Annotated in this window: 28 protein-coding genes; 18 read left to right on the top strand and 10 right to left on the bottom strand. The window is 32.2% G+C overall.

Going from position 1 to position 25,516, the window contains the following annotated elements; genetic code table 11:
• The first annotated feature begins 6 nt into the window (after nucleotides 1-6).
• On the top strand, nucleotides 7-1,215 hold the full coding sequence (locus tag AAGG74_RS19215; RefSeq protein ID WP_429676825.1) for a polysaccharide deacetylase family protein: 1,209 nt from the start codon (nucleotides 7-9) through the stop codon (nucleotides 1,213-1,215).
• Nucleotides 1,216-1,292: 77 nt separating this feature from the next.
• On the opposite strand, the gene AAGG74_RS19210 is transcribed toward AAGG74_RS19215, so the two are convergent.
• The 3 genes from AAGG74_RS19210 to AAGG74_RS19200 form a co-directional block, all read right to left on the bottom strand.
• Nucleotides 1,293-1,592: a hypothetical protein gene (locus AAGG74_RS19210; protein WP_429676824.1), complete on the bottom strand. Its 300-nt coding sequence runs from the start codon at nucleotides 1,590-1,592 to the stop codon at nucleotides 1,293-1,295.
• A gap of 148 nt (nucleotides 1,593-1,740) precedes the next feature.
• Entirely contained in the window at nucleotides 1,741-2,616 is an 876-nt protein-coding gene (locus tag AAGG74_RS19205) for a YitT family protein (protein WP_429676873.1), read from the bottom strand.
• Nucleotides 2,617-2,808: 192 nt separating this feature from the next.
• The gene (locus AAGG74_RS19200) at nucleotides 2,809-3,297 is read right to left on the bottom strand and encodes a hypothetical protein (RefSeq protein ID WP_429676823.1); all 489 of its coding nucleotides are present in this window, start codon (nucleotides 3,295-3,297) and stop codon (nucleotides 2,809-2,811) included.
• Nucleotides 3,298-3,651: 354 nt separating this feature from the next.
• Here AAGG74_RS19200 and AAGG74_RS19195 point away from each other — a divergent pair, with 354 nt between their 5' ends.
• The 3 genes from AAGG74_RS19195 to AAGG74_RS19185 all read left to right on the top strand — a co-directional run bounded on the left by AAGG74_RS19195 (nucleotide 3,652) and on the right by AAGG74_RS19185 (nucleotide 5,178).
• Nucleotides 3,652-4,125, top strand: a complete 474-nt coding sequence (locus tag AAGG74_RS19195) for a hypothetical protein (RefSeq protein ID WP_429676822.1) — start codon at nucleotides 3,652-3,654, stop codon at nucleotides 4,123-4,125.
• Between the two features lie 66 nt (nucleotides 4,126-4,191).
• Nucleotides 4,192-4,797 (top strand): DNA-processing protein DprA, encoded by a 606-nt coding sequence (locus AAGG74_RS19190; protein WP_429676821.1) that lies wholly within the window; start codon nucleotides 4,192-4,194, stop codon nucleotides 4,795-4,797.
• A 9-nt stretch (nucleotides 4,798-4,806) separates the two neighbouring features.
• Nucleotides 4,807-5,178: a hypothetical protein gene (locus AAGG74_RS19185; protein ID WP_429676820.1), complete on the top strand. Its 372-nt coding sequence runs from the start codon at nucleotides 4,807-4,809 to the stop codon at nucleotides 5,176-5,178.
• Nucleotides 5,179-5,297: 119 nt separating this feature from the next.
• Here the strand turns inward: AAGG74_RS19185 and AAGG74_RS19180 are convergent, their stop codons facing one another.
• From AAGG74_RS19180 to AAGG74_RS19170, 3 genes are all read right to left on the bottom strand, one after another.
• A complete protein-coding gene (locus AAGG74_RS19180) occupies nucleotides 5,298-6,083 on the bottom strand; it encodes a tRNA(His) guanylyltransferase Thg1 family protein (protein WP_429676819.1) in 786 nt (261 codons plus the stop codon).
• Between the two features lie 41 nt (nucleotides 6,084-6,124).
• Nucleotides 6,125-6,502, bottom strand: a complete 378-nt coding sequence (locus AAGG74_RS19175; protein WP_429676818.1) for a hypothetical protein — start codon at nucleotides 6,500-6,502, stop codon at nucleotides 6,125-6,127.
• 157 nt (nucleotides 6,503-6,659) lie between these two features.
• Nucleotides 6,660-6,866, bottom strand: a complete 207-nt coding sequence (locus tag AAGG74_RS19170) for a hypothetical protein (RefSeq protein ID WP_429676817.1) — start codon at nucleotides 6,864-6,866, stop codon at nucleotides 6,660-6,662.
• 707 nt (nucleotides 6,867-7,573) lie between these two features.
• Between AAGG74_RS19170 and AAGG74_RS19165 the strand changes: the two genes are divergently transcribed.
• From AAGG74_RS19165 to AAGG74_RS19140, 6 genes are all read left to right on the top strand, one after another.
• Nucleotides 7,574-7,789 carry an alpha/beta-type small acid-soluble spore protein gene (locus tag AAGG74_RS19165; RefSeq protein ID WP_429676816.1) on the top strand — a complete coding sequence of 72 codons (216 nt, stop codon included), beginning with the start codon at nucleotides 7,574-7,576 and terminating at the stop codon, nucleotides 7,787-7,789.
• A gap of 187 nt (nucleotides 7,790-7,976) precedes the next feature.
• A complete protein-coding gene (gene mraY, locus AAGG74_RS19160; protein ID WP_429676815.1) occupies nucleotides 7,977-8,921 on the top strand; it encodes a phospho-N-acetylmuramoyl-pentapeptide-transferase in 945 nt (314 codons plus the stop codon).
• Between the two features lie 115 nt (nucleotides 8,922-9,036).
• Nucleotides 9,037-9,828: a hypothetical protein gene (locus tag AAGG74_RS19155; protein ID WP_429676814.1), complete on the top strand. Its 792-nt coding sequence runs from the start codon at nucleotides 9,037-9,039 to the stop codon at nucleotides 9,826-9,828.
• Nucleotides 9,829-10,113: 285 nt separating this feature from the next.
• Nucleotides 10,114-10,722 (top strand): hypothetical protein, encoded by a 609-nt coding sequence (locus tag AAGG74_RS19150; protein WP_429676813.1) that lies wholly within the window; start codon nucleotides 10,114-10,116, stop codon nucleotides 10,720-10,722.
• Nucleotides 10,723-10,818: 96 nt separating this feature from the next.
• A complete protein-coding gene (locus AAGG74_RS19145) occupies nucleotides 10,819-12,396 on the top strand; it encodes a DNA cytosine methyltransferase (protein WP_429676812.1) in 1,578 nt (525 codons plus the stop codon).
• 120 nt (nucleotides 12,397-12,516) lie between these two features.
• Nucleotides 12,517-12,936 (top strand): hypothetical protein, encoded by a 420-nt coding sequence (locus tag AAGG74_RS19140; protein WP_429676811.1) that lies wholly within the window; start codon nucleotides 12,517-12,519, stop codon nucleotides 12,934-12,936.
• Between the two features lie 22 nt (nucleotides 12,937-12,958).
• Here AAGG74_RS19140 and AAGG74_RS19135 read toward each other — a convergent pair whose 3' ends face one another.
• A complete protein-coding gene (locus AAGG74_RS19135; RefSeq protein ID WP_429676872.1) occupies nucleotides 12,959-13,603 on the bottom strand; it encodes a nuclease-related domain-containing protein in 645 nt (214 codons plus the stop codon).
• A gap of 341 nt (nucleotides 13,604-13,944) precedes the next feature.
• Between AAGG74_RS19135 and AAGG74_RS19130 the strand changes: the two genes are divergently transcribed.
• Complete coding sequence (locus tag AAGG74_RS19130) at nucleotides 13,945-14,337, top strand: hypothetical protein (RefSeq protein ID WP_429676810.1); 393 nt, start codon at nucleotides 13,945-13,947, stop codon at nucleotides 14,335-14,337.
• A gap of 44 nt (nucleotides 14,338-14,381) precedes the next feature.
• Here AAGG74_RS19130 and AAGG74_RS19125 read toward each other — a convergent pair whose 3' ends face one another.
• Nucleotides 14,382-14,696, bottom strand: coding sequence for a hypothetical protein (locus tag AAGG74_RS19125; RefSeq protein WP_429676809.1), 315 nt, complete (start codon nucleotides 14,694-14,696; stop codon nucleotides 14,382-14,384).
• Nucleotides 14,697-14,802: 106 nt separating this feature from the next.
• Between AAGG74_RS19125 and AAGG74_RS19120 the strand changes: the two genes are divergently transcribed.
• From AAGG74_RS19120 to AAGG74_RS19095, 6 genes are all read left to right on the top strand, one after another.
• Entirely contained in the window at nucleotides 14,803-16,122 is a 1,320-nt protein-coding gene (locus AAGG74_RS19120) for a MurT ligase domain-containing protein (protein ID WP_429676808.1), read from the top strand.
• Nucleotides 16,123-16,134: 12 nt separating this feature from the next.
• A complete protein-coding gene (locus AAGG74_RS19115) occupies nucleotides 16,135-16,875 on the top strand; it encodes a type 1 glutamine amidotransferase (RefSeq protein ID WP_429676807.1) in 741 nt (246 codons plus the stop codon).
• Complete coding sequence (gene lepB / locus AAGG74_RS19110; protein WP_429676806.1) at nucleotides 16,872-17,462, top strand: signal peptidase I; 591 nt, start codon at nucleotides 16,872-16,874, stop codon at nucleotides 17,460-17,462. The genes AAGG74_RS19115 and lepB overlap by 4 nt, the downstream gene beginning before the upstream one ends.
• 100 nt (nucleotides 17,463-17,562) lie before the next feature.
• The gene (locus tag AAGG74_RS19105) at nucleotides 17,563-18,246 is read left to right on the top strand and encodes a hypothetical protein (protein WP_429676805.1); all 684 of its coding nucleotides are present in this window, start codon (nucleotides 17,563-17,565) and stop codon (nucleotides 18,244-18,246) included.
• A gap of 113 nt (nucleotides 18,247-18,359) precedes the next feature.
• Nucleotides 18,360-19,652 carry a UDP-N-acetylmuramoyl-L-alanine--D-glutamate ligase gene (gene murD / locus AAGG74_RS19100; RefSeq protein ID WP_429676804.1) on the top strand — a complete coding sequence of 431 codons (1,293 nt, stop codon included), beginning with the start codon at nucleotides 18,360-18,362 and terminating at the stop codon, nucleotides 19,650-19,652.
• A 62-nt stretch (nucleotides 19,653-19,714) separates the two neighbouring features.
• The gene (locus AAGG74_RS19095; RefSeq protein WP_429676803.1) at nucleotides 19,715-20,320 is read left to right on the top strand and encodes a V-type ATP synthase subunit I domain-containing protein; all 606 of its coding nucleotides are present in this window, start codon (nucleotides 19,715-19,717) and stop codon (nucleotides 20,318-20,320) included.
• Nucleotides 20,321-20,427: 107 nt separating this feature from the next.
• On the opposite strand, the gene AAGG74_RS19090 is transcribed toward AAGG74_RS19095, so the two are convergent.
• A complete protein-coding gene (locus AAGG74_RS19090; protein WP_429676871.1) occupies nucleotides 20,428-23,040 on the bottom strand; it encodes a SpoIID/LytB domain-containing protein in 2,613 nt (870 codons plus the stop codon).
• A 336-nt stretch (nucleotides 23,041-23,376) separates the two neighbouring features.
• Entirely contained in the window at nucleotides 23,377-24,063 is a 687-nt protein-coding gene (locus AAGG74_RS19085; protein WP_429676802.1) for a hypothetical protein, read from the bottom strand.
• Between the two features lie 123 nt (nucleotides 24,064-24,186).
• Here AAGG74_RS19085 and murC point away from each other — a divergent pair, with 123 nt between their 5' ends.
• Entirely contained in the window at nucleotides 24,187-25,503 is a 1,317-nt protein-coding gene (gene murC, locus AAGG74_RS19080) for a UDP-N-acetylmuramate--L-alanine ligase (RefSeq protein WP_429676801.1), read from the top strand.
• Nucleotides 25,504-25,516: the final 13 nt, after the last annotated feature.

The raw sequence follows: 25,516 nt of genomic DNA, 5'->3' as shown, positions 1-25,516 counted from the left end.
GGACAAATGAAAAAAACGATAACAGCTTTGATATCAACTTTTGCAATTTCTTTATCTTTACCAACACTAGTAGGTGAACCGACTAAGGCGTTAGAAACAAATACATACATTAAAATTTTAAAAGATAAAACGCCGATATACGAAAATAGAAAAGGCGTATTAGAAGTTGTTGGATACCTAAAATCAAATCAACAATATTTGTTGAATAAGGATTATAACCAAAATTGGTTCCAAATAAAAATGGGGAATTCATTTGCTTATGTCTCTAAGCTTTCTTCAATTAAAGAGAAGTATCCTTCTTATAAGAATGCTAATGTGAAATATAAAAATTCTAAGAAAACAATTAAGACCATAACAGATACGCCGGTATATGATAATACATCCGGAAAATTAGTTGATTTTGCTACGATAAAAGAAAATAGAAGATACCCTGTCCTTTATAAAGCGGGTAATTGGTGGGTGGTTGATATATCCGGGAGAATAGGATTTGTACATAATTCTAAGGTGAAAGAGGATAAAGGAGTATCGGTTTTAATGTACCACCATTTATTAAAGGCGAGTGAAAACACAAATCATAGGAATAATCAAACTGTGACGCCGGAAGAATTTAAAGCTCAAATGGATTACCTTCATCAAAAAGGTTACGAAACAATAACGACTGGTCAGTTAGAGCAATATATACGTGGAAACTTAAATTTACCTGCTAAAACCGTATTAGTTACATTTGATGATGGTTTAAAGTCAGTATATCTTTATGCGTATCCTATTTTGAAAGCAAATAATATGAAGGCAACGGAATTTATGATTACTTCGAGAGTTACAAATACGCCTTCAAATTTTAATCCTATTAAATTACAAACTTTATCTAAGACAGAAATGGCAAGAATGAGTGACGTTTTTGAATTTCAGGGACATACAAATAACCTACATAATATTGATTCGAAAAAACGTTCAATGCTTTTGTCAAAAACGAGCAGCCAGATTAAACAGGATCTTACCCTGAATAAAAAGTTCCTTAATGCAAAGGTTTTTTCTTATCCATTCGGTCAATCTAATTTCAAAACTGTTTCAGCGTTAAAGCAGGTTGGATTTACAAGTGCATATACAATGGATAAAGGATATGTAAACATAGGGGATGATGTATACAAAATTAAACGTTTTGGGATCGAGCCAGGTATGTCTCTAACAGCGTTTAAAGATATTTTTGAAAAATAAAAAAGTTGGTATACCACCAACTTTTTTTATGATATATGCGTCAGAAATTTCGCTTTAACGTAATTATTGAAATGAAATTATTTAACTTCAGATCTCAAATAAGATTTTAAATACTCTCCTTTGTAATTTTTGATGAATGATTTGATTTGCAATATGGTAGATAAACTAATGCTTGTGCGTCTATTCATATGTGAGTCAATTAACAAACCCCTATCAAGGTTAAGAAAAGTATCGAAATCATAGCAAAAGGGGTTAGGAGACCAATCTGGATGTGGTGTTGTTTGGAAAGAAACAACCGGTCTGTCATAGTATCCCATATACAAATAGGCGTATAATGTTTCGCCTTGTTCTGAATTTATTTTCAATTTATTCTTCATACTAAACATCCTTCCTTGTTTGTTTGAGTTATAATTATATCTTTATATTAATTTTTTTGGTAAAAAAAACTTTTTTTCTCATACCTATCGATTTAATTAATGAAGAGCGCTGCCGTTTAATTTGAGCGGAAAATAATGACTTCCCAGATTAGTGGATGTTCTTTTTCTTGAATTGGCCGCCTTTAACATCGTTTACATAACCAACTGCTAGGAATGCATTTTTATCTACATCGTCAACAATGCTTTTCATTTTTGCTTCTTCTAACCGGTTGATAATACAAAAGATGACTTTCTTTTTATCTTGAGAATACGCTCCTTCGCCCTCGAGATAGGTTACAGTTCTTCCTAACCGATCCATAATAGCTTGGCCAATTTGTAGATGGTTGTCGCTAATAATCCATACTGATTTTGTTTCACTCATACCTTGGACCACAACATCCATTGTTTTTGAAGCAATATAATATGTGATTAAGCTGTACATTGCTCCGGGCCAACCAAATACAAAGCCGGCACTTGTTAAGATAAACAAGTTAAAAAACATTACAACGTTGCCTACAGAAAAGGGAGTTTTAGTGCTTATTAGAACAGCCAATATTTCAGTGCCATCTAAACTTCCGGAACTCCTTAGAACTGTTCCTACACCTACGCCTACGATTATCCCACCAAATACAGCTGCCAGTAAAGGATCGTTTGTTGCTGGTTTAATATGATGAAACAATAATGTGAAGACGGAAGTTGCAACAATACCGTATGAGCTTTGAATGGCAAATGTGCGGCCAACTTGTTTATAACCCACATAAACAAATGGAGCGTTCAGTAGCATTAGAAACAAAGCCAATTTAATGCCGGTGATTTTTGATAGCATAATTGATATACCTACAATTCCGCCATCAATCATTGAGTTTGGAATTAGAAAGAGCTCAATGCCTAATGATAGAAGTAAAGCTCCTAAAGTGATGAAAATAAAATTCTTAATTAACCTTGTAAATGTCTTTTTTTTATTTGTTTTTTGTTTCAGTATTATTCCTCCTCGCGATTTAAAGTGAGTGTCAATGTTGCTTTAAAAATTGGAGCTTTTTCTATAGCATCTCTTTTTAAAACAACATTTTTTTAAGTATGGGGTTTATCACTATCATCCCATCTAATTCATTAGTGAAAAGATCGGAATTTCCTGATTATTCACTGTCAAAAAAGGAACAGCAAGTCCATTCCTTTCTTAGACAGATAACGAAGTAAACAATAAAATAAGTGACAAAAACAAAATACAAATAAGAGTAGTGAAGAACGGTTTAATTAAGATTTTGTTATATCTGAATTCGGTTTTTTCTCTGAAAAACTTATGATATACAGCGAGAAACGGGATGGAGGAAAGTAGGAGAAAGAAGAATATGAAAGCGGATGAACTGGTTGTTATTTCTAGTTTTTCGATGAAGAGAGAAGTTTTCATTGAGGATAGATCAATAACAGGAACGCCAAACATATAAATTGTTTTTCGGAAACCCATATAGAAAAGAACGGAAAACAGACCTTGATATCCTATAATAGCTGCTACTAAAGTTAAAAAATAACGTTCTACATAATACTGTGGTAGACCAGTGTCTATTATCATATGACCGAATACATACATCAAAGTAACAATCAAAATACATATCACAATTAAATCCCAAGAATAATCGATTAGTTCTTGTCCTGGAAGATGAGACATTTGCTTCACCACCTTTTCAAACTTTATTGTTTTCTACCAAATGAGTGAACTTAAGTCAAAGATAAGTGATAAAAACTTAGAAAATAAACTTAATCTGGATTTGATATCGAATATTTCTAAGAAGAAACGCTGTTGGTTGTGGAAGACAGTGGCTTTTTCTTTTTTTATTTTAAGTTCGATTCTTTTTTTCTCCATAGTTCTCCATTTTTTCAAATGGCATATTAACCATTTAATCAACCCACCCATATAAGGAATATTTCTATTTAAGGCTAAATACGCTAAATCTTATTTATTTTAGGTTTAAAAAAAGAAATCGGATATTTCTTATTTAAAAAAAGAGGGGGGTGATAAAGTTTGAAAAAAGAACAAAATTCATTTTTGGGTATAAGAGGTTCTGAACAACGAATTAGCAGAAGAGATTTTCTTGGAAATATTCCTCAAGACATACGCACAATAATCATAAATGCTGAATATTATTTATCTCCAGAAAGAGAAGAAATCATTATGGATCTATTAGATAAGCAATCGAAAAGAAACAAATTCACCAAAAATGTTAATGATGAAAAATCAGTTTTAAAATTTGTTAGCAACTTTAAAAGGATCCCAGAAAAATTGTTTGTATACGTGTGGTCTAGTTTGGATTACGGTCCAGTCTATAAGTTGAATTTAAAATGGACTCTAGAGAACTTCGAACACTTATGGAACCAGCATAACAATTATGATTTAAACCTTGTCAGTGAGAACGGGAAAATAGGAATGATGATTTCTCCGAATCACGATCCTCAAGAATGCGGATATTACCTGGTTACCAAATGGGGATTAATATAATTTTGAATTTCACCAATTAAGTGGAATTCCTGTAAAATATAATAAAGTCGTGTGGAGGTGAAATTTGTGAAAGCGGTTGGAACGATGAGCGACTTCAATATAGAGGATTGTGTTGCCATTATTGGTCCCCGAAAAGCGAGTAAAGAAGAATATGCTGTTGCATATCATCTAGCTCAAAAGGTTGTTCAAAAGGGGAAGATCGTTGTATCAGGTTTAGCTGAAGGAATCGATACTTATGCTCACCAAGGGGCAATTGATGCAGGTGGTAAAACAATAGCCATTTTAAGTACTTCTGAAGATGAGCCGATTTATCCTAAAACCAATCAACAATTGGCAGAGAAAATTAAGAATAACGGTTGTTTAATATATCCTTTTGAACTGTCTGCAAAGGAAGCAGATAAACGGTTCGGAAAACCAAAACACAAAAAACAAAGGTACATTTTGAGGTTACTGGAGAGAGACATTTTGTTGGCGAGTATATGTCCTTATATAATGGCTGTTTCAGAAAAACGAGTTACCGGCGGGACAAGATGGGGAATGAATTATGGAATGTTATTTAATCATTCAGTTCAGCAGTTCGGAAAAGAGGGAAAAGCTATTGATCTGAATTTCAATCAAAATGTTGCAATAGATTGGGAAATGGAAATAACGATACAAAAATTAGAATCTTAGGAGGGTGAAATGAAAGCATTTTTACAAGATCAAAAAAACAATGAAGAAATTGAGTTTACCGTTATAAATGATATAGCATTTATGAAATTTGAGGATAAGGATAATCTTTACCATCCAACAGAAAAAGATGATTACATAAGAAAAATCGGTTTTCGATTGGATGACTTCAAAAAATCAATAATAGCATTAAAGAAAATACGCACATTATCTTTTGAATTATTTTTGACAGAAGATAGCTTTAACACAAACATAACAGATCAAAAATTTACATTAAACTCATACGAAGATATTTATATTTGTTATGAATTACAGATAGAAGAACATACAATGCATATAAAACAAGATGAATTAGAAGCGGTTATTGAAGCATTTGATTTATAACTTCCAAGGACCGATATGACTCGGTTCTTTTTGTCTCTGTTTGCAATGATAAGTAGAAAAAAAGAGCTGAATAAATTCAACTCTTTATGATTTTATCGTATTTTTGTTAGCCCTTTGATCTAAAAACTAACAACCTGTTTTTCTGGATACACGTACTTTTCTATATATTCTCTGTCCTTTGTAAACTCAGGAGTATTCCAATCAACATCCCACTTGCGTCTTATGCTTTGAGTTGCTTTGCCATCGGGGGTTTGCCCTTGCTTAACAATTTCTTTTTTTATAATTGCTACTCCGCGTTTTTGCCAAATAGGAAGCTTGCTCCAATTGATTTGTTTTTCTTGCCATAACTTTTCTTGAAGTTGTTTCCCGTTTAAATTGTTAAGTTTATTTTGGTGGAAATGAGCTTGAGCAACCATTGCGATGCTGTTTTTTGTAGCATCTAATTGTCTCCAAATGAAGGCATTTGCAACTTCTTCTTTTGGTATGGTCCAAGCTCTTGCATCAAATTCAGCCCATTCTTTTTCAGGATATAATTTTGACATCACTTGGTTGAAACCAACAGTTGCTTTTGAAGCAGCAATTGTCTCTATTTTTGTCTTATTATTATTATAATAAGTTTCAGTGCCAAATTTAAATGGATTGTAATTTATTAAGAGGAGGGTGATTTCATCACTTTGAGTATAAGCTAATTTGCAACCAGTCATAGTTTTACAAAGATATTTGGCTGTTTCTTGCATCGCACTAGCAAGATCCTTATCAAATGGTTTTTCCATACCTTTTGTGTATGTATGAAATGCCTTACCATCAACCCTAATCAGTATGGGCATTCTTTTGGTTAGATATGTGGTGTTCACTTTTTCATATTCCTTCATTCGAGCAGAAAAATCATCGTATTTTTGCGTCATCAGTTCTATCTCCTTTTTCTCTATGTTAGTTGTAATATTGTTTATTCTTTGGTCGTAATAACAAAAGGTAATCCTTTTGTAAGCCCCCAGTACTCTTTTGGAAGAGTATATTCTAAAAGATTATTGGCAATAGAAAGAACAACAAGTTGTTCTACTTGACGATGATCTCCCCATTGATAGTTCTTTTTATCATAGCAAAGGTTTAAAAAATGCTGGCCTTTAGATAAGTCAACTGAGATTTCTCCTAAATATTTTTTAATTGTTTCTTTATACATTCTCGTGCGTAAAGGGTGTAAAGCGAAGCAGTTAACAATTCCTTGAACAACAATAGCATCTTCAGGCACTTTCCCATCGATTACTTCAGTTTTTTCATATAAACAATTCATAAACATATTGTCTAATTCTTTAGTTGAAATCACTTTAGAAACACTCCTTAATCCTTTTGATTTAGAATATTTTACACGAAGTACGATTAATTGGTGAAAAAATAAAAAACAACGTAGAAAAAGGAAACTTTTATAAACCTTGATAATTTAGGAACTAAAAAAGGATTAGTTATACACTAATCCTTTGAAACTATAGTTTGAATATTTTCCAGGACCCATTAATTGTTCCGAATTTGAATTCGTTTGTCTCGAACCAACTTTTTAGATCAAGACTTTCTTCTAATTTACCTGAATTTAAACGATAATAATACTTACTTTCGTCTTGAGCTATCATTCCATTAGACATTGCTTTGAAAAAGTCTTCAATATTGCCTTCTTTTACAAAATCAATATTCATTTTAATTTCACCTCGTTGTTTTTGTTATTTTACCTGAGTTTTTTAAAAATTGAGATGTTTTTTGAAAATTACCTTATACAGAAAAGTACAAAAAAGAACTTCTGAGATTGTTACTAGAGTTGTTTTGTTTGGCAATATAACGATGCTCTAATTGACTGGACGCAGGACCTTGTTTCATTAAGATTTCGTGAAAATACTTTAATTTAAGCTGTCTTCGTAGGGATTGTTGTTTTTTCACCATAATAGAAAGACCTTAGATTATTATCCAGGTCTTTAATGACTTAATTGTATATTTCATTCGTACTGTTTAGTTGCAAAAAATCAGCTTCTATCAATCTTCATTTAAACAATCTTCGCAAGCGTTACAAGACCAACAATATAACAACCACAATCATTTCCTCCACAATCACAACAGTTATAGATTTGTTCGCAATTACATTCATTGTTCATATACGATCACTACTTATATAAGTATTTCATAGTCGAAATATACACCGTAATTGACCAAATAAAACACCTCCACCTGTACGTGTATTGTAACGCATTATAAATAAAAAAATAAAAAATGTGACATTAATAAATTGCATTATTATTCCCAGAATAACTGCTTTCTAGTCATAAAAAATAAAACAAAACACAAGAAATTTTTGCATAAAAAGCGAAATGTAGACAAATAATATAATCAAAATACGAAAGGAGGAGCTAAAATGGCTCAACAACAATCACGTTCTAACAATAACAATGAATTATTAGTTCCTGAAGCTGCAATGGCTTTAGAACAAATGAAGGTGGAAATCGCCCAAGAATTTGGTGTTAATTTAGGTCCTGACACAACTTCAAGAGCTAACGGATCAGTTGGTGGAGAAATCACAAAACGGCTTGTCCGTTTTGCTCAAAGCAATATGTCTGGAAACGGATTTTAATTCTAATCATTTGGAACAAAGGCTGTTAAGCATTTTAGCTTAATGGCCTTTTGTTATTTGAGGATGATATTCTGATTTCGCTGAGCATATCATTAATTGGGGCGAAAAAAGAACTTTTTCAAAGGTATATCTGCTCTTATATTAAACATTTATAGTGAGAATATAATGTGGAGAGGGAAATACATATATGAATTTATTTTTAACTTTATTTGTATCATTTTTCATTTCAATTGTTGTTGGGCCATTTTTCATCAAACTTTTACGGAAGTTTCAATTCGGCCAAAGCATAAGAGAAGAAGGGCCTGAATCGCACAAGAAGAAATCAGGAACACCAACATTAGGTGGGATCATCTTCTTAATAGCTCTTACAATTTCAACTTTACTAATGGCAGGTCCTAAACCTGAAATATTGTTGTTATTGTTTATTACTCTGGGGAATGGGGCTATTGGTTTTCTTGACGATTTCATTAAAATTGCATTCAAACGCAATCTAGGATTAACCAGTAAACAAAAATTATTGCTTCAAATGGTTGTTTCAATCATTTTTCTAATATGCTTGAGTAAACAGGGGATGAATACAAATCTATATCTGCCTGGAACAGAGATTTCTATAAATTTTCATTGGTTCTATTATATATTTGTTTTGTTCCTAGTTGTGGGAACTTCTAATGCAACAAATTTAACCGATGGATTAGATGGACTTCTAACAGGGACAAGTATTCTTTCGTTAGGAGCATTTGCGACAATTGCTATGATGGTTGGTTCACAAAGTATAAGCTTATTTTCGATATCATTGGTTGGAGGATTATTAGGATTTCTAATCTTTAATAAGTATCCAGCCAAGGTGTTTATGGGGGATACGGGTTCATTGGCAATCGGTGGTGCGTTGGTTGGTATCGCGGTACTCTTAAAGATGGAAGTAATGTTGGCCATTATAGGAGGCGTTTATGTAATTGAAACATTGTCTGTAATCATCCAGGTTCTATCTTTTAAGATTAGGAAGAAAAGAGTATTTAAAATGAGCCCACTTCATCACCATTTTGAATTAAGTAATTTTAGTGAAACTCAAGTTGTAAAGGGTTTTTGGGCTACCGGATTTGTTCTTGCTGCAATAAGTTTACTCCTTGTTTAAGAGAAATTTACTAAAGAGGTATGATAAATCCTCTTTAGTTTTTTTTCATTTTGTTTGCAATTTCAGTACTGCTATGTATAAAAGAAGTGTTTTACGGAATTAGGAGGTGATTAGGATGAAAAAAGAAATGACCGATTTACAGCCGTTGTCATCTTTAACACCTTATTTAAACGATGATTTCAATAAAAACATAAATCAATTAGCGGCAAATCATAAGGTTGTTATTTTTTATATTCCTCGCCAAGATAAAGAAATTTTAACAATAATGCCTTCCATATTAAAACACATAAGTTTAGGATATGAAGTGCATTTGGTATCTTATTCAGTTCACTCTAATGAAGAGTTTAAGCTTATTAATCAAAAAATTTTTAGACAAAACAGAGAGCGTAATCAAATAAGTTCAATTACTAGACTATTAGATAAACAGACGTTTATTAATGACAAAAATAATGAATTCATTCAGTCGTCAGTGGAATTAGGCGTAAGAAAAGAGAACATACATATTTATAATTCAGAAAAAAACGCTAGTATTAGCGAACTTGTGTGTATTATTAGGGAATTGGAAAATAGGTTTCCTCTTGCAAGTCATAGATCATTAAGTTTTGTCGATGAAGAAGAACATTCTTCACTTTGGGGGAAAGCACTTATAAAATCATACGAAAAAAATGTAGTTACTAATGTTAACTTTTATATAAAGTCTGAGAATAAAGCCTCTGTAAACAAGATTAAACCTTTAATTGAACAAGTAAGCGAAGAAGAGATTACGCAATTAAAAAGAGCTGCTTATTCATATAGGATTAAGAAGGCGTCTGAGAGTAAATGCACAAAAAGTTATATTCAATTAAAAGAAAGTTTCGAGCGGTTTTTACAATTTCCAGTAAGTTATGTTCACGGTCCAACCATATAATTTAACCATTTTCGAGAAAGGCCTCTTATAGAGGCTTTTTGTTTGTGTTGTTTTGATGAGAATTTCTTAATTTTAAACAAAAGTTAATTCTAAAACATTTGTTTTGGGTAAAAGTTAGACCATATAATGAAAGAAATAATAGACAATTCGTAAGGAATATAAACGATTTTTTAAAAATGAATAAAAGAAAAATGAGCGATGTTAATTCGATTTATAACAAATTAAAGGCGATTGCTGAAGAAAAGTTAATTAAAATAATAATTATCTAATGAAACGAGGGATTATATGTTACAAACATTTAATAAAAGAGACCCTAAACGATTTTGGAGATGGTTTAAAAGGCGCGAAAAGGAGTTTCTCAATATAAATGATGAAAACATAGATATGATTTATGAGAAGTTCTACAAGTATTTCAATTTTTATAATCCCCATATAGAAGTAGAATTTTTCGAATTAAAAAAAGATAATAGAATGGAGATTACTTTCACTGCTAACGGCAATAAGGATTTATTTGACTCAATATTCACTTTAGTGAACGCAGCGCCAAAAGATTTAGAAAAAAGATGGATCATTAATGCTTTGAAACAACCAAGAGTAAATGAAGTTATTATTCATTTTGATGAAAAAACTGTAAGTTCAAAAGAAATTTTTTATGAGCTGGAGCCGTCAGAAAAAGATCCTTCAATGTATGATGTGTTTCTCAACATAAAGGGGATTGAATATGTAAATGAGAAATTTGAGACGCACGTAGCGGAAACAATGATCGCCGTACTTGATGCTGTACTAGGAGAATATTTAGTCACAATGAAAATTAACGAACTAATCTTGGTAGAAGATGGGGAGCTAAACTATCCAAAAACCATAATCAATATAAAAGATGACATTAAAAAATAGATGCTTGCTTTCGCAAGTGTCTTTTTTTATTTTTTTAAACCATTTTTATTATTTTGATTAAAATATAAGCAGAAAACATTCAAGGAGTGACATATGATGTTGAAAAAAAGAAAAGCCAAAAAAAGCGAACGCGGCATTTACATACAAGATATTCAATTAAAAGACAGTGTTTTCAAACCTGGTTCACATTTTAAATATATGATTGATAACAAGAAAAAAGAAGTTGTCATTCTTCCTGCTAAAGATGCTAAAAATACAGTTTCTAAACGTTCAATTAAAGATGGTGTTAAACCTGTAATCGATATAAGAAATACTGAGGCATTAAAAGCATTCAGTGATATGGATTACTTAGAAGTTGAAATCTTTGAAGAAAAAATTTTAGTTAAAGGATTGAAAGAAGAACCTGTAGATGAGACTAATACGTTAGTTTCAAAAATTAAAAAGACGGCAAAAAAAGTTGTAAGCAAAATTTCAAATGTAATTGATATCACGGAAAAAATTGAATTAAAGAAAAAGTTTGAGTTCTTATTATCCAGAGATCAACTAGATCAAGTTGTAGGTCAATCTTACAAACAAATATCTCTATTTGATTTTTTGAACGAAGAAGATGATGCGACTCACGATGATACATCCTCTGCAATTAAAAAGGCCATTTTCAATGCGAAAATACCGCTTCAAATAGCAAGTCTTTATAGTGGGGCGGGCATTATGGATTTAGGTTTTAAACAAGCAGGTTTTGAACTTAAGTTTGGATTAGAATTAAGCGAAGAAGCTGCTGAAACATACCGATATAACCTTGGTGATCATATTAATGTTGCGAATATCCAAAAGTTTGATTTAAATAGCATCTATAAAGCATCTGTGATGATTATGGGAAATCCTTGTACAGTCTTTACAAATTCCAACCGCTCTAAAAAGAGACTATTAGATCATCCGGATTATGTTCTTGTCAAAAGAACAATTGAAGCTATTAAAGCAAATCAGAATTGCGCAATTTTCGTTTGGGAAAATGTACCGCAAATTTTAACAGCATTAGAAGGTCAAGTACTAGAAGAAATCATTGAAGAACTAAACGAATTTGAAATTAGTTATGGAGTTCTAAACGCAGCTGACTTTGGTGCAGCTCAACTAAGAAAGCGTGCATTTATTATTGGCTCGAAAATAGGAAGAGTTGAATTACCACAACCTTATTTTGAACCAAAAGATTATAGGACTGTTGAAGAAGCGTTTTTAGATCTCGATGACACAGTTCCAAATCAAATGGATTTCACTAAGCCCAAAGCAGAAACTTTGGAAAAAATGAAATATGTTGGACCGGGAAGCAATTGGCGAGACATACCTGATCATTTAAAAAATAAGAAGATGGCTGCTGGATCTACACACAGTTCTATTTTTCGTAGATTAGAGTGGGATAAACCGAGTGTTAGTTTGCCTAATGTTCGAAAATGTAACATAATGCCACCTGAAGGGCTTAGAAGTTTAAGCGTTAGAGAAACGGCCAGACTTTTCGGTGTTCCTGATGATTTTATTTTCAAAGGTAAATTAAGTAGTATGCAACAACAAATTTGTAATGCAGTTTGCGTTCCGATGGCAAGAGCTATAGGAATTGTTGTCAAAAAAACAATTCAGCAATTCAATATTAGAAATGGATTCGAAAAATTTGGATTAGTATAAAGTATGAAAGCATCGAAGTAACTTCGATGCTTTTTTGTCTATTCAAGCGTTGTAGAAAATAAGTTGTTCGAAATATGATGTAGTACATCTATATAATTTGAGGTGATTGATATTTCAAAGATGTTTTATGTAATCAAGTTATCTTGTTTAGTGATCATACTGGGTTTCATTTGTTGCTTTTGTTTTACTATATATGAAAGCGAAAACCAAAAAAACGAACTACTAGAAAAGGAAATTACGCGGCAAGTAAAAGAAGGGAAGAACCAATCTTTTGATATCCAAAAAGTCGTCTCTGTACGAACACCAAGTTATGATGAAAAAGCCAAAATGAAAACGTATTTTAAAGATGAGATGAAAAAATCAGATCATTTATTGGTAATTGAAGCTTACATATATAAGGGTCGGAAGAAAGTTGATACACTCGTATACGCAAAAACTAGTGATTTCAAGAAAATAAAAGAAATCAAAAGAATTGAAGGCATACATATAAAGGATCAAGATAATGAATTGAATGTAATTGTGAATGTGGTTATCCAATAGTGAGTAAAAAAAGCCAACTTAATTAATAGTTGGTTTTTTTATAATACTTTGCTCTTTGGGCAAATTCTTTGTGTTTTTTAACTTCTCTTTTGTTTTTGGAATAATCTTCGTGTATTAACATACGTATGAACTTTCTGGAGCGATTAAAGAAGGATTTTTTGTTGAGGTAATTTAACGTTGAAGATAATTCATTTATATGAATTACACCAGAGGGGGGATCTTTAAGAGTAACGCGATCAGAAGTAAAAACAACAAGGGATAATATTCTGTATCCATATAACCGGTATTTATCCATTTTTTTATATAGCATCTTAATATGACCTTCGTTTTGTTTTATTGGGTTATAAAACTGATGATGTTTTTTTCCAATGACTTGTAACCATTTGTCGTCATCGGCTGCACCAGTTATAAATCCATCCTTATTTTTTGTTTCGATTACTAGAATTGTTTTATTAGGAAAAATAACAATATGATCGAATTGACTTGAAACAGGACCTTGTTTCATTAAAGTATCGTGGAAAAACTTTAATTTATGAGATTTTAATATATCATTGACTCGTGTTTCCCCGATAAGGCCTTTTACTTCGGCTGCTGTTGATTTTTGTTTGAAGAAATATTTAAAATATAATACTAAAAATAAAATGATTAAAGCTATTAATAATACCATCAATACGCACACACCACCTTGTTTATATGATTTTTTAAATTATAAGTGGGAATTGAATTAATAGGAAAAATAAATAAACAAATACAATTTTCAAAATGTTCAAAGGGGTAAAGTAAATAAATCTGTAGACAAATTAGAGAATATAGAAAAATTCTTGAAAAATGTAAATGGTGTGGAATAATTAATAAGAGGTTATCACGATTATTCGAATATCGTGCCTCCTTAAGCTGAGCGAGGTCATCAGAAAATTCAAAAGAAAATAACGTATTATTTTATTTTTTTGTTCATATAAATGAACTTCTAAATATAATGAGACAAAAATAGATAAAGGATTGATAAAAATGGAAGACCGCGAATTTTACTGTAGAAAGTGTAATGAATATTACGATGAAGATGAATTCGACACTCGATCGGATATCTGCATCTATTGCTTAGAGGATCATTATGAAGAAAAAGAGAAAAGAACTGAAAATCCGAGGATATTATCCCGTCCGAATCATAAAAGGGACGAAGAAAAAGATGCTCATAATGATGACAAAGAATATCGATGTAGAAGTTGTGGTTATTACTATGAGGAAGAAGAATTTGATTTTAATCATCGAAAATGCTATTCCTGTTTATCTGGTATCAATGACATCGGTGTGAATAGAAACGAGCGTAAAGGCGATAAAGACATTACGTTTTTGATCTTATTTGCATTGCTGATAGTTGCAGCATTTTTGATCACACGATAAAGCGAAAAAAGCATCTGTTTATATGATGCTTTTTGTTTTGCGTTTTACAGCCAGCCTTTTTCTTCTAGGATTCCTTGATCTCCATATATTTGTATGATTTTAGAGCCAACATAATTCTTTTCCGATACCTTTGTTAAAACTCCACAATTATTTGAAAAGTCATATTTAAATTCCCTAAGTTCATTTTCTGATACAAACAAACCTTTATCTTCGTTGAAAGAAAATAGGGTTTGAATCTCCAATATCAAAGGCGATGAATTCACTGAAATATTTATAACATCTATTTTATTTGAAGGTAATCCACAAACAGAAGAAATCATATCAAGACCTATGCTTTGAACTAATTGCCGTGTTTCCAAAAAATATCACCTCGCAATGTTTTGTGTATTCTACTTGTTTTCATAAGGAATTGTAAAAAAAATTTATAAACCTACTCTAGATAAAGTCTAGAGAGGGGAAACAAAATTGCCTGTTAAAATCTCTGTACTAGCTGCAAAAATGGCTCAAAAAGCTAGTAGAATGTTAAATAAAAATGGAAGCAATATACCTGGAGTCGTTGCAAGAAAAATTGATAAAAACGTTTTGAAAAAGCTTTCCGAAAAAACCGAAAAGATTATTTTCATTACGGGCACAAACGGTAAAACAACAACATCTCAGTTTGTAGGACACATACTAAAAGAATCTGGATTTAAAATCATACATAACAGTGAAGGATCTAATATGATTACAGGAATAACTACAGCATTTATCGATAATGAAAATTTCATTTCGGGAAACAAAGCGGATTTCGCGGTAATTGAAATTGATGAGGGTTCGATTGAGAAAGTAACAAAAGAAGTAAAGCCTGACTTAGTGGTCGTAACAAACTTTTTTAGAGATCAATTGGACAGATTTGGTGAAATCGATACTTTGGTTAATAAAATTGGAGAATCATTAAAAACAACTAATGCAAAATTGATTCTTAACGCTGATGATCCTTTCGTTAGTCGATTAGGAAGAATAGAAATGAGAGCAGATTATTTTGGATTAGGAAAAAACTCTTTCACTTTTGCTCAACACAATATGATTGAGTCCACGTTCTGTCCTGAGTGTGGCAAGAAACTTCAATATTCTTACACACATTATGGGCAACTTGGCCATTATCACTGTGAATGCAGTTTTGGCAGACAAACGCCTAAGTACGAAATCACTAAATTACAAGTAGGTAAGGGATTGGAATTTAATACTAATGTTGGTAACTTCAACATACCTGTTATGGGATCTTATAACGCTATCAATGCTTTAGCAGCTATCAGTGTTTGTTTGGAAGCGGGATTATCGCAAGAGCAAATACAACAAGCTTTAAGCACATTTAACGTTGGAAACGGAAGAATGGAAAGATTTGAAGATAAGGAAAAACAAATCGTATTGAACTTAGCTAAAAATCCTGCTGGAGTGAATGTAAGTTTATCAGAATCTCAATATACGGATAATCAAAAACAATATTTGCTTATCTTAAATGACTTGGCCTATGATGGTCGAGATATTTCTTGGATTTGGGATGCTGATTACGAAAAGATTAACAATGCAAAAACAGAAAGAGTTCTTTGTAGTGGAATAAGGGCAGAAGATATGGCTTTAAGAATGAAATATGCAGGAATTCCCCAAGAAAAAATCTTTGTAATTAGCGACCTGGAGGAGGCTGTAAATGAAATGATACGTGGAACAGAAGATGCATTTATTGTTCCGAACTATACAGCTCTTGAACCGACCAGAAAAGCTTTAATAAATAAATTGAAAAAATAAGGTGGAGTTTAAATGCTAATAACAAAAAAGCTAACTTTATATCATTTTTTTCCGGATAAATTGAACTTGTACGGGGACCGAGGAAATATCATCTGCTTAAAGAAGAGGTGTGAATGGCGTGGAATAGAACTCATTGTAAGGGAAGTTAGTGAGACCGATAACTTAGATATGAGTGATATGGATTTATTTTTTATCGGTGGTGGCAGTGACCGAGAACAAAGTTTAGCAACAAACGAATTACAAAAAATTAAGGATACCTTAAAAGAAAAAATTGAATCCGGAGTTCCAGGTCTCACTATATGTGGAGGATATCAATTCTTAGGAACTGAGTACATAGATGCTAACGGAAATAGACTTGAAACATTAGGAATTCTAGATTTTAAAACAGAAGCAAAGAACCCTAGGTTAATCGGAAATGTTCTTATTAAATCAGATCAATTTGGAAAAGTAGTCGGATTTGAAAATCACGGTGGTAGGACTTATCACAATTACGAGACATTAGGAGTAGTTGAGAAAGGTTTTGGGAACGAAGATAACGATAAGAAGGAAGGAATTGTATACAAAAATTTAATTGGAACATATTTACACGGTCCGATCCTTCCAAAGAATCCAGAAGTTGCTGATTTTCTCGTTAAACAAGCGATAGAGAAAAAGTATGGTGAGGAAATTGCAGAAGATTGGATGCTGCAACTTGATAATACGTTTGAGAATCGCGCCAAAGAAAGTGTATGGAAAAGAGTTAAAAATGGATGACTTCATCCAAAAATAAAACTGATATTTCTTTTAAAAAATGGTCATTAAAGGTAATGCGGGATTTTATGATAATCATAGGCTTTATTTTAATCATTAAAATTTTCTTGTTCGATTTTGGATTTGTAGACGGTGAATCAATGGAGCCTACTTTACACGATGGTGACTTGTTATTAATAAAAAAGTGGGATATTAACTTCAAAATTAAAGATAAGAGCAAAGGATTAAAATTTTATGATGAAGTTGTTCTCAAGGATGTAGTGTTCGAAAGTAAAAAGCAACCAATAGATATAGTTAAACGTGTAATTGGTCTTCCTGGGGACCACATTGAAATTAGAAATGGATTGGTTTATAGAAATCATAAACTAATAGAAGAACCCTCTATCAAAGAAAAAGCGATGCAAGTAAATCAAACATTCGATATAAAAGAAGGACAAATATTTGTAATGGGGGATAACAGAAATAATAGTACAGATAGTCGGCATATCGGACCACAATCGATTAATAAGGTTTCTGGTATTGTAATTGAGCATTTTCAAGCAAAAGTATTAGCCGGATTAAAAAATAAAATTGAAGCTCATTTCAATTAATTTTCAAAAACAAAGAAACCCTTTTCCATAGGGTTTTCTTTGTGTAACCAAAGGGAACTTCTGTTTTAAGTCCAAAGAAGGTGGAAGAGGTGAGCTTTAATTGAATAACTATAATTCCATTCATTTTCTCGAAGAATCAAAAAAAATAATTGATGAATCTATAGAATTAATAAAGGAAAATACAATTGATTCTCTACTTAGGTATTTTCAAACAGGGAAGATTAAAGATAACATTCATTTACCAACTTTATTAATTGAAGATGACTTTATTATTGAAAAATTGTTGGCTCAAAAAATAAAGCCAATCATAAACGAACTCGGGTTCGAATTGAATGAAAACGATTTAAATGAGAAAGGGAAACTGATTCTAGATTACGTAAAAGAAGATTTGGTTCTTTCGTTTGCAACTATAAATTTAAACGATAGAGTGCTGGAATTCCACTTCGATTTTGTGGAAATGGAGAGGGAGAGAGAAGTAAAACTAGAGAATCTTAAACGAAAAATCGCGTCTACCCAGCAAAAATATATGGATATCAAAGCGTATTTAAAAAGAGAGAAAAAGGGTGTTAAGAAGATTAAATATGGAGACATTTTCGACAGGTTAGAGGAGACAATATCTAAAATCAAAGATGACATAACTGTTATCGAGAAAGAAATATACGAAATAAACAATCAAAAAACTTTATTAGAAGATATTAAAAATGCTTTGCCTGATATTGAATATCAGTTTAGAAAATATGGTTTCTTAATTGAATTTGTAAAAGGCGAAGAGTACGAAATTTGAACTACTCGGCACTAAAGTACCGATTCAAAGCAAAAGGCCGTTCGGCTTTCATCCCACGACTGAAGTCACGGGTGTTCTGCTAAACTATCATAAATAAGAAAGCGGGATCATCATTGAATAAAAAATATTTATTGGTTGGATTAGGAACATCGAATAAGGCTGTTGCCAGAGATTTGATTAAAGAAAATAGAAAGTTCGACATATATATGGATAAAGGAGAAGTTCCTGACGACATAAAAGAATATGCCGGGGTTTCTTTGTTTAGTGAAGCAAATGATGTAATTACAAACCATTATAAAGCAGTGATTAAGAGTCCAGGGGTTCCTTTTTCTCATCCTCTTCTGGAAAAGTTTGATGTCGGCAATATTGCTGTTACGAACGAGATAGGTTATGCTCAAAAATACGTCCGACAACCTTTCATTTCTATAACGGGAACGAATGGGAAGACCACAACAACAAGCTTGGTGGAATACATATTAAACATAAGTAAAGATAGAGCTCGTTCGGTTGGAAATATAGGATACTCTTTTTTAGAAGAGGCAGTAAAAGGAGAGAATATACTGGTAACTGAATTATCCAGCTTTCAATTAAGAGAATTGGACAAGCTTAATCCAGATGTTTCGGTATGGTTAAATATATCTTCTGCGCATTTAGATTATCACAAAACGTTTGAAGACTATATCAATGCAAAGAAAAAAATATTTGTTAACCAATCAGAAGAAAATCTTTTGGTTTTCAATGAAGATGATCAAAATGTAAAAGAAGCAGCAAAGTTGAAACAGGGAAAGAAAAAATCTTTTTCCCTTGTAAATAAAGAGGCTGACGCTTATTTCGACGGAAAATTTATTTGGATTAGTGGAGAGAAGTGGCTTCGTAAAAGTGATGTAGGCATAAAAGGTGTACACAATATACAAAATGCAATGGCCGCAATATTAACCACATTAGAATTTGCGTCTAAGGAAGAGATTATAAAAGGAATATCTCAATTCAAGGGAGTAGAGCATAGGCTTGAAGTAGTTCTAGAAAGTGAAATATTAAAGATTTATAACGACTCTAAATCAACAAATATCACTGCTGTTAAAGCTGCTTTATCAGCGTTTGATAAACCGGTCGTATTAATGATGGGTGGGCTAGACAGAGGGAATGGTTATGAAGATTTAACAAATGAGTGGAGTAAAGTCGAAACTTTAATTTGTTTTGGTCAAAGCGGGCCCAAAATTTATGATTCTGCTAAAAACTATACTGAAGTAATCATAGAAAACGACATAGAGAAAGCCATATTGATAGCTAAAGGAAAAGTCTCGAAAGGTGGGATTTTGCTCTTCTCTCCTGGTTGTGCTAGTTGGGATCGTTTTAAAAATTTTGAAGAACGTGGAGAATTTTTTAAAAAAATTGTCCAGAAATAAACAATTTGTATATACTGTCAGTAAGAAAAGGAACAAAATACATATCAAAGGTGGAAACAAAAGTGGCAGTTATTTTAAATGAAATTGCTAAATTAAGAAAAGAAATAAGAGACTTGGAAGACTCTATGTCGTCTAAACTTAACCTGACTACAATTAGAGTTATCCAAAATGAAATTGATAAATTAATGGAAAAAATTGAACGCTTAGCGCCTAAAGGGTTTGTTCTAGCTGATGTTAAACTTAAAACAAGTGAATATATTAAACGAGCTTGCATTTTTACTGTGGAAAGCGGTATAGGATCAGAGGCATTTACTGATTATAATGAAGCAAAAGAATATTTAGAAGAAAACGATGAGGTTTATTTACAATCAGAAGACGAAGACTTTTGTGATGTTATCGAAACAGATCTTATTGAAGAATATAAATTATACTACGGTAAAGTTAATGATGAGAAGGCTGAAAACGAAACCGCAAACACAGAAAAATCTAAAATCAGATTAAAATTAACTAGAACTTATGTATGGGAATACGAGCCGAAAAAAGAGAACTATGATAAAGATATGACAATCGAGGAAATGGCTAAGTTTGATGCGGAAAACCCGATCATAACTGACTATATACCTAAAGATTCATATACGGATGAAGCAGTTACATATGAAATCATTTAATTAATATATCTAAAAAAGAATTGGTAAAATCCAATTCTTTTTTTTGAGTAAATGTAGGTTTTGTACAAAGTAATACGCAAGGGAAATATACCCTTGCGTATTACCGCTTATCTTGTTTTGAGGGTTTGACCAACCTTAACAACACTAGATGATAAATTATTTAATTTCATTAGTGTATCCACAGACGTATTCGTTTTTCTTGATATTGACCATAAAGTATCTCCACTTACTACTCTATACGCGTTAATAGCTGCGGAAGTGCCATAAGTGAAACTTTTTGATGCTGTGTTTGTAATTCCGTATTGATTTTTAGTTGTAATAGTAACTGTATAGTTACCTTTAGGGAAACTGCTTATATTACCTGCATATGCGTAGCTTCCAGAGCTTAATTGTTGATAATACGTTAGTTTTTGTAATCCTGGTCCTTTTAAGAGTATTGATACCAACGAATCCTTGTCAATGGTATAAGTACCGTAATAAACAGCATTTGAAAAACTAAAAGTATTTAAATTAATCGTGGTTGGTAATCCTCGGTTAATATTAAAGGTCTTTGTTTGTAAGGTTTTATCGATTCCATTATCGGCTTCGATTGTAATTGTATATAAACCGTTAGGGAAGCTATCAAGAATAGGTCCGCCAAATTTATATTGGCCGGCTTTAACATCTTGAGAGTAGATGAATTTATTTACACCTTGACCAGTTAAATGAATGGCCACTTTGCTATCTTGATCTACTGAGTAATAGCCCGAGAAAGTTGAATTTGTTGAATCTATATCCGTAACTGTTATTGATGGGCTTTCTTTTTTAACAAAAGTAGCTGTTTTAGAAACTGATTTATCACCAGCAGTAGCGGTTACGGTTACCGTGTAAGTTCCTGGAGGGGCAGATGAAATTGGTCCTCCAAAAGCATAAGAACCGGAATCTAACGTATTCAAAAACGTTAATTTATTATAACCATTTGGGCCGGTTAATCTAACAGAAACAATTGCTTTTTGGTTGATTGTGTATTCGCCGTGAAATGTTGATTGTGTATTTGTTGTATTTTTAATCTGTATTTCAGGAGAAACCACAGAAGGAGTAGGGGATTGATCGGGGATACTTTGTTGAGCTGTAATATAATCTTTATGGACATAACCGTATTTTCCGGCATAAGAAACTCTGTACCAATCAGAGCTTGTATCAAGAATCTCCATAGTTGCTCCTTTGCTTATAACCGTTATCACATTACCAGACCAACTTTTGATGTCTCTAAGATTGATAGCCATATTTGCTGTTGCAAAAGATCCGCCTTTTGATGGTGACGTGGAGGTATTATTATTATTTGTGTTAGTGCCAGGAACAAATGAAGTTATAGCTGTGCCAGGATAATAAAAAGAAACTATTTGTTGTGCTTTTTGTCCTTCTTTAGAGCGTTGATAAGCACCCCATTGGCTTAGTCCTATCCCGTGGCCCCAACCTCCGCCAGTAATAACATATTGGCTTGTATTTGAAGTTGAAGTTTTGATGTTAGGGCTTTTAAGAACACCGCTTCCAAAGGCATTATAAAGATAATAATCATACGTTCTAGTTGTTTTATCGAATGTTAATACTTTGATTGTTCCATCTGTGTTTTTAACGTATGTTTTTGTTGCTGGGTTATAGGCCAAAAATGATATCTTGATATGACCGTTTAATTGCGTGCTGCTGGTTGGATTGTCATTATGATCTGTAAAATCCAAAGTATCAATAGTAACAATTTTCAAATCATAATTAGCATAAGTAGTTAGATATCGCTTAATAAAGCTTTTTAAAGAACTTATTTTTGATGAGTCAGTGGAGTTTTCAAAAACTGAATTCCACCAGTTTTCGGGCCTAGTTAAATCTAATCCAGATAAATTTATTTGATTTTTATTTATAGAGAAAGTCCAATTGGTGTTTGAACTTCCTGATCTTTGATCGTAAGGATCGGTAATTCTAGATAAGTACGAAATATTGTTCCAACTTGCGGTTCCCCAAGAATTTATTTTGGATAAGACGGTTCCGCCGTTAGAAGAAGAGAAGACTGCATTATTGTTAATAGATGCTCCATTATAAGTTATGATTTGCTTTCTGGTAGCATCTACAGCATCTTCTACATACCCATAAGAAGAATTATATCCGTTATAGACTTGATAACTTTGTCCGTTGTCTATTTCTTTTCCAACATCACCATATGAATATGTTCTAGCCGTAATTGCTTGTGCTTTAAGTGCTTCGAATCCGCCATATTTCCCCCAATCGTTTGACATCTCAGAAGAAACAACACCAAGCAAATAATCTTCTTGCGACAACGTATTAACTGGTAATACGTTATTTCCTTTTAATCTAAAAGTAATATCTCCTAAAAAACAATAAGAACCAAGTTTAATACAATTGTTACGATCATAATTTAAAGGAAATAAAGTAATCGTTGTTCCTGAGTAAATAATAGAATTGTCTTTTAATAGTTGTATGGTACCGCTAGAATTTTTCACTGTATATGTTCCGCTTGTTAACAACAGGCTATTTTTTCCTGAGATTGAATAATTGCCATTAATAGTAAAAGAATACGAGGTTTTTTGAAAAGCTGTATAACCTAAACGAATTGATATTGGTGATTCGAAATTTGGTTCTGTATACGTTGCAGCTTTTACGTTAGTGGCAAAAGGGGTTAACAAGCTTAAAGAAAGAGTTAAAGTTAAAAAATAAGAACTTGTTTTCATCAAAACAATCCCCCCTTTAAGTCGCCCACATCATATATAAAAAGGGAGGTAATGCAACTAAATGAACAAAAAAAGATTGATTTTGAGTTAAAAAAACAGACACGACAAAGGTTTAGTCGCATCTGAAATAATAATATTTACAATTTGAAATTGTAAGCTTTCCATATGAATTTTTCTATTTGTTCTATTTTTTTAATGATGTAATATGCCTCCCAATATTTCGTCCCATTTTTATATACGCGGACGAAAATAATAGGTGGGTTTATCTTTAGCAGCTTAGGAAAAAGTCTATCAGGGTGAATAGGTGAGTCCAATAAATAAAACTGATGATTATTTTTATTGCGTTCTATTTTCACGTAGGGGATGTTCTTGTTCAATGAAAACCACCTTTCCTTTCAGGTATTTTTTTAAACATATTGTCATCTCTGGTTGTAATAAATGTAATGAGTCGTATACAATTAGTTGAAATGGATTAAGAAACAAAACTTCTGCTACTGCTTGCTCCTGCTGGTAATAAGAATAATTGCCGATTACAGTACAATCTTTCTTCTCCAATGTGATTGACCCATTCGGTTCTACTACCATATAAACAATATCTGTTTTCTCTTTTCCAAAGCTTATTTCTTTGGCATTTTTTTTGGAATAAGACAAATGTTCATAAAATGTATTTTTAATATATTTTTGAATGTCAGAAGCTGAAAAAGAAATAAATCTATCAATAGAAAATTCAATATGATCATTGAGGGTATGATAAAGCAGATTAACGCAGTAGTATTGAATCTCTTTTTTAAGTTGAATATCTATGAGGGAAAAAAAATCATCTTTTTGATTATTAGATAGGAGTTTATTTTTAATTAGATTATCTAGCTCGGTTTCAATTATGTAATCAGTGAAAAAAGAAGATGTTATTTCTGCGAAATGTTCCTTATGTAAAAAAATAAAAATGCCATCTGTATTTGGTATGTTTTTCGATATAAGGTGATCATAGAAATCCCTGTGATATTTAATACAGATTTTAAACATAAAAAGCACCTCTCTTATTATAAATGTTTTTAAGCGGGGGTTTGTGAATACCTTTAATAGGATTAAGAGAAAAATGCATTAATTGATTTTATGTAATAAGTTAACGTTTGGAGGAAATGAGTAGTGAAAGAATTCTTTCATTTTATTGGAATAAAAGGTTCGGGAATGAGTAGTTTAGCTCAAATATTATTTGATAATGGATACCCTGTTCAGGGTTCAGACATAGAAGAAACATTGTTCACACAAAAAGGGCTAGAAAAGAGAGGAATTAAGATGTTTCCGTTTGATGAAAAAAACATCAGCGGAGAACATATTTATATTATCGGTAATGCTTTTGATGAAAAAAACAAAGAAGTTAAAAAGGTACTTGATGAAAATTATAGGCATTATAGATATCACGAGTTTTTAGGGGTTTTTATGCAACGTTTTGTGTCCATAGGTGTGAGTGGCACACACGGAAAAACTTCAACAACTAGTCTATTAGCGCACGTATTAAAGAATCAATTTCCAACTAGTGCATTGATTGGTGACGGAACTGGATATGGAGAAAAACAAAGCAAATTTTTTGCTTTTGAAGCTTGTGAATATAAAAGACATTTTCTGAAATATAACGCTGACTATTCCATTATCACTAATGTTGATTATGATCATCCTGATTACTTTACAGGTATAGAGGATGTATTAGACGCGTTCAATGGATTTGCAAAGAATACAAAAAAGAAAGTAATTGTTTGTGGAGATGACCTTAACACTTCTAAATTAAATAGATATAATCAAGCAATAACATACGGCATAAATGAACATAATATAGTAAACGCTCAAAACATTAAAGTCAGACCGGAATTCACTATGTTTGAAGTGTATTTTAAAGGGGAGAAACAGGGGATGGTCAAAATACCGCAACACGGAAATCACGCCATCCAAAACGCACTAGCTGTTATAACTGTTTGTCTTTTAGAAGGAATGAGTATAAGTAATGTCGCACCACATTTATTGAGTTTTGCGGGCGCAAAAAGAAGATTTAACGTAGAAAAATGGAATGACTTTGTTGTTGTTGATGATTACGCTCATCACCCTAAAGAAATTGAGGTCACGATTGAAGCTGCGCGTCAAAAGTTTCCGGATAAACAGCTGGTTGCTGTTTTTCAACCGCATACTTATACAAGGACTGCTACCTTTTTAGAAGGATTCAAGAGTTCTCTTGGTAAAGCAGATAAAGTGTATGGTTGTAGTATATTTGGATCTGCGCGAGAGTCTGCGGAAACATTGAGTATAAATCATTTAACTAATCTTATCCCAGGATCAGAAGTATTAACACTCGAGACCATTGATAAGTTAACAGACCATAGAAATGCTGTTTTGTTGTTTATGGGAGCGGGGGACATTGGTAAATATATTGATGCTTTCAAAGACAATATAAAAATAAAAAAACAAGCATAAAAGAAGAGCCATT

Source organism: Bacillus mexicanus, assembly GCF_050445615.1.
GTDB lineage: Bacteria > Bacillota > Bacilli > Bacillales > Bacillaceae > Bacillus > Bacillus mexicanus.
The sequence above is the reverse complement of the archived record's forward strand: the minus strand, read 5'-3'. Positions and strand labels throughout refer to the sequence as shown.